Origin of the sequence: Massilia sp. CT11-108, from assembly GCF_047302915.1 — a bacterium.
GTDB lineage: Bacteria > Pseudomonadota > Gammaproteobacteria > Burkholderiales > Burkholderiaceae_D > Telluria > Telluria orientalis.
The window spans coordinates 1-371 of record NZ_JBKYMO010001327.1 but is presented as its reverse complement, the minus strand read 5'-3'; the positions used below and the strand labels follow the sequence as shown (position 1 = coordinate 371).

Below are 371 nucleotides of genomic sequence, written 5' to 3'. Positions count from 1 at the left end.
TTCGGTAAGGCCGTGCATCCGCTGTGGGATATCCAGATTGGCGCCACCCAGGCACGCGTCGACGACAACGGTTACAACTACCGCCAGACCCTCGTCGGCGTCGACGCCCTGCTGATGCTGTCGCGTAAGACCTTCCGTCCGTACCTGCTGATCGGTGTCGGCGGCGAACGCGACCACGAGAGCAATCCGATCCGTAACGTGTCCGGCTGGTCGCCGTATTACCAGGCCGGCGTCGGCTTCCAGGTCAGCATGAACGAGCAGTGGTCCCTGCAGGCCGACGTGCGCGACGTGCGCGCCCACCTGCGCGACGACGACAAGTTCGGCTTCTCGCGCGCCAACACCAAGTACGCGACGTTCAGCCTGAACTACGC

1 pseudogene is annotated in these 371 nt (G+C 64.4%); it reads left to right on the top strand.

Features of this window, described 5'->3' with window-relative positions:
• Positions 1 to 371, top strand: a pseudogene (locus ACEN88_RS34635) (OmpA family protein); the annotation flags it as partial.